This is a genomic window from Spongiimicrobium salis, assembly GCF_043678055.1.
Classification (GTDB): Bacteria; Bacteroidota; Bacteroidia; order Flavobacteriales; family Flavobacteriaceae; genus Spongiimicrobium; species Spongiimicrobium salis.
Map to the genome: position 1 here is coordinate 1 of NZ_JBHEQA010000013.1, position 4,464 is coordinate 4,464.

At 39.8% G+C, this 4,464-nt stretch carries 3 protein-coding genes; all 3 read right to left on the reverse strand.

The window, feature by feature from the left end; all coding sequences use genetic code 11:
* On the reverse strand, positions 1–2,576 hold a 2,576-nt coding region (locus tag ACEXOE_RS23640; RefSeq protein ID WP_394751356.1), incomplete at its 3' end, for a non-ribosomal peptide synthetase.
* Between the two features lie 35 nt (positions 2,577–2,611).
* On the reverse strand, positions 2,612–3,859 hold the full coding sequence (gene ectB / locus ACEXOE_RS23645; protein ID WP_394751357.1) for a diaminobutyrate--2-oxoglutarate transaminase: 1,248 nt from the start codon (positions 3,857–3,859) through the stop codon (positions 2,612–2,614).
* Positions 3,860–3,924: 65 nt separating this feature from the next.
* The coding region (locus ACEXOE_RS23650) for a phosphopantetheine-binding protein (RefSeq protein WP_394751358.1) at positions 3,925–4,464 on the reverse strand (540 nt) is incomplete at its 5' end.

The following is a 4,464-nucleotide window of genomic DNA, read 5'->3' on the forward strand; positions in this document are numbered from 1 at the left end:
CCAACAACGCCTATCGGACAAAGACTATCCCCCATGCCCAATATATAGATACGTGTATTGGATATAGGGCTACCAATATTAGTATTTAGAATCTCTTTTCTATATAGCTTAATGGTGGCACAAACAGTAACCTCTGTAGGACCGTAAGCATTGGTCAAGTTTCTTCCCTCTCCCCATTTCTCCATTAAATTTTCTGGACAGGTTTCCCCTGCAACAATCAAATTATTAAGATTGGGCAACTCATTAAATTCCATTACCTCCAATAGTGCTGGTGGTAAAGTAACCATATCAATATACCGTTCCTTAACATAATCACTCAGCAAATAAGTATCTCGTTTTGCTTCAATAGGGAGGATTGAAAGCTCTGCTCCAAATAATAAAGTACTGAATATTTCCCATACTGATGCATCGAAAACATATGTAGCATATTGTAAGATTTTAGAATTGGCATTGATATTGAACATACTTTGTTGTGCAAAAGCTAAATTAACTACACTTCTATGTTCTATCATGACCCCTTTTGGCTTGCCCGTGGAGCCCGAGGTGTAAATGACATAGGCCAGGTTCTTTGGACCGACTACGGAGGGGAGGTTCTCACCGCTGAGCGAACCCAGCTCCTCCCTGCAAAGGGAAAGCTCACCACTATCGATCAGCACCTTACAGGCGCTGTCCTCCAGCATGTAGCGGATGCGGTCCTCCGGATAGTCCGGGTCGATCGGGACATAGGCCCCGCCAGCCTTCAATATCCCCAGTATGCAGACCACCATCCAATCGCTGCGCTCCAGGCAGATCCCCACCATGTCCTCCTTCCCGATACCGTGACGGTCCCTTAGGTAACGGGCCATCCTGTTCGAGGATTCGTTGAGCTCGCGGTAGGTAATCTTTTTGTCCCCGAACACCAGGGCGGTCCCTTCCGGCCTTTTATCCACCTGCTCCTCGAAGAGGTCGATGATCGTTCTCTCCCTTGGGTAATCGGCGGCCGTATCGTTGAAGGTCTCCAAGAGCTCCCTCCGCTCTTCCGAACCTAGGTACTCCAAACGGTACAGCGGAAGGGAGGGGTTTTCTATTACGGATCGGATCAATCGTTCAAAATGCCCCAGCATGCGCTCGATCCTAGAGCGGTCATAGATATCGCTGTTATACATGATACTCATTTCGATTCCATCATCAACTTCCCTGAACTCAAAACTCAAATCAAATTTGCTCGTATAATTTTTTCCGTCATTATAAGGAATGACTTTGAGCCCCTCCAGAACATCCGTATTTTCTTCCGCTTTTATATCATTATTATTTTGGAGTACAACCATTACATCAAAAAGTGCATTCCTGCTCATGTCCCGTTGAAGGTCCAACTGGTCCACCAGTTCGTCGAAGGGGTACGATTGGTGCTCGAAGGCGCCCAGCGATACTTCGCGTACATTTGACAATAGGTCTTCAAAATTTGAAGAACCATTAAATATCGTCCTAAGAGCCAAAGTGTTGATATAAAACCCAATCTGATCTTCAAGATCGATATGTTCCCTTCCAGCTACCGAGCTTCCAACTATGATATCTTCTTGTGCTGTATAGCGATACAACAACAACTTTACAATTGCAAGTAACCCCATAAATAAGGTAGATTCCTTATCTCTGCATAACTTAATTAAGTTTTGACTAAGGTCAAAAGGGAGGGTATGATATAGTATAGCTCCATTATATGTTTTTATGGAGGGCCTTCGATAATCTGTAGGCAGTTCAAGCACTGGGATTTCTCCTGAAAACTGTTTTAACCAGTAATTTTTATGAATTTCCAGAGAATGCTGTACAAGTTGATTTTGTTGCCAAACAACATAATCCTTGTATTGTATCCGTTTAGTAGGTAAGGTATTTTCTTCTCCTTTTACAAAGGAGCTATAAAAAGAAAGAAGTTCCTTTACAAAGATATTCGATGACCAACCATCGCTAATGATGTGGTGCATTGTATAAGTAAAGAGCCAACTATCGGACGATAATCGGTAAATGCCCGCGCGCAAAAGGGGGCCATTGTAGAGATCAAAGGGTAAGGCCGTTTCGCGATCCACTAGGGAACGGACCTTCATCTCCTGTTTTTCCATATTCCTCAGGTCCGTTTCCAAAAGCTTGAAACCAGAATCGTCGGGTGCAGCAATATACTGCCTTACCTCTCCATCCTCGTTTTCCTTGAAGGTCGTGCGAAGTATCTCGTGTCTCTCTATGAGTTTTTGGAAGGCATTTTTAAGTGCTTTTATGTGGAGGTTACCTTCAAAAAGCATTACTCCTGGGATATTATAAGCAATATTGCCTTCTTTGAACTGACTAAGTATCCAAAGGCGTTTTTGCGCAGAAGAGAGAATATAATTGGAAGATTTGGGAACTACGGGTATCTGAGCAAAAGATTCTTTATCCGATTTATTCTGTTCTATGAAAGTTAAAATGGAGCTCTTAAGCCTTTTAATTTCCTGTACATCAGTTTCAGTAAGGGAGTCTAGATTTCCTGTCAACTTAACCCGTTCACCATTCTCTTTAATGGTTATTCCTTTTTTATTTAATTCAATAAAAAGGTCTAGAACTTCATTCATTTTATATATAATTAAGGGAAATTGAAGTATAAAATTTATAGTGATATCATTTCATCAAGCTGGAAATTTAAAATGGTATCGGCAATTACGTCAAGACCAGTTTCAAGATTTTCTTTTGAAATTGTCAGTGGGCATAATAATTTTATGACTTGGCCACGATTACCACATCTCTCTATAAATATCCCCTTTTCAAATAGTGATTTTGAAACATTTTCTGCCATTTGTTCTTCGGCAAATTCAATACCCCATATCATTCCCAAACCTCGGATATCGATAACATGTTCAGATTTTTTCAGTAAGGCACTTAGGCGCACCTTAATTTTTTTGGCATCTTGATCAACTTTTTCTCTTAAATCATTTTTTTTCCAAAAATCCAGAGCTACGGTAGCTGTACATAATGAAAGGTTGTGCGATCTAAAAGTACCATTGTGTTCTCCAGGTTCCCAAATGTCAAATTCTGGATTCATCAGTAAAAGTGACAGTGGTAATCCAAAACCGCTTATAGATTTTGAAAGTAGAACAATGTCTGGTACAATCTGTGCCCGTTCAAAACTGAAAAAAGATCCCGTTCTACCGCAACCTACCTGAATATCATCTACAATCAAGAGAATATTATGTTCTCTGGTAAAATTCCGAAGCGCCTTTAACCATGAACTACTTGCCACATTTACTCCTCCTTCAGCTTGAATAGTTTCTAATATAATTGCGGCCGGCAATTCAATGCCCGATCCATTTGAAAGAATCATTGTTCTTAGTATCTCCATCGAATCCGTCCCATCCTTAAAAAAATTTTCAAAAGGAAAAAAAATAACGTCTTGTGAAGGATTTATCTTATGATTTTCTTCCCTGCTTCCAGAGAGTGCTAACGAAGTGGCCGACATGCCATGGAAAGAATTGGTAAAAGCTATTATTTTTTTCCGCTTCGTTACTCTCCTTGCCAATTTAACGGCAGCTTCCACGGCATTTGTTCCTGTTGGACCTGTGAATTGTATTTTATAGTTTAAACTTCTTGGTTTTAATATGACCGATTCAAATTTCTCAAGAAACTGTTGTTTTATGCGACTATCCATATCTAGGCAATGGACTACAAGATTATTATTTAAAAAAGAATGAATTGCACTTTTCATTTTTGGATGATTGTGTCCATAATTTAATGCTCCGGCTCCACTAAAAAAGTCAATATATTTTTTGTCGAGAATATCTGTAATTATATCTCCTTCAGCACTTTTTAAAATAGTAGGGAATACCCTAGCATAGCTATTAACATTAGATTCGTTTAACATGTTTTTGATTTAAAGTTTAGATTAAATGACCTAAGTCTTTCTTTGATAGAGACTTTTTGGACAGATTACAAATAAAGTTCCTGGCTTTCTTCTACATTATTATCGTCAACGACACTTAAAGCCTGTATATATTTTGCTATACTTTCTATAAAAGGATTCTGAAAGAAAAATTTAAATTCGATTTTAATATCAAATTGTTCGTGGATTTTTGATATGGTCATAATCATTTTTATACTATTTCCTCCCAGAATAAAGAAGTTGTCTTTAATTCCAATTTTATCTTTTTCTATTCCCAGTGTCTCTCCCCATATCTCGGTTAATTTCAGCTGTACTTCATTCTCTGGTTTTGTATAGATCAGTTCTTCTTGTGCCATATCAGTTTTCAGCAATGCCTTCCTATCTATCTTACCGTTTGGTGTCAGCGGCATCTCGGCCAACTGTACAAAGCCCGAAGGAATCATATAGCCCGGCAGGCGCTTCGATAAATGCGAACGAAGATCATTGATGTTCAAGGGAGCTTCCCCTGCCACATAGGCGACCAGTTCACGGGAACCGTCGGGGACCTCACGGGCAAGGACCACGGAACTGCCTATCGGACCGTGTTC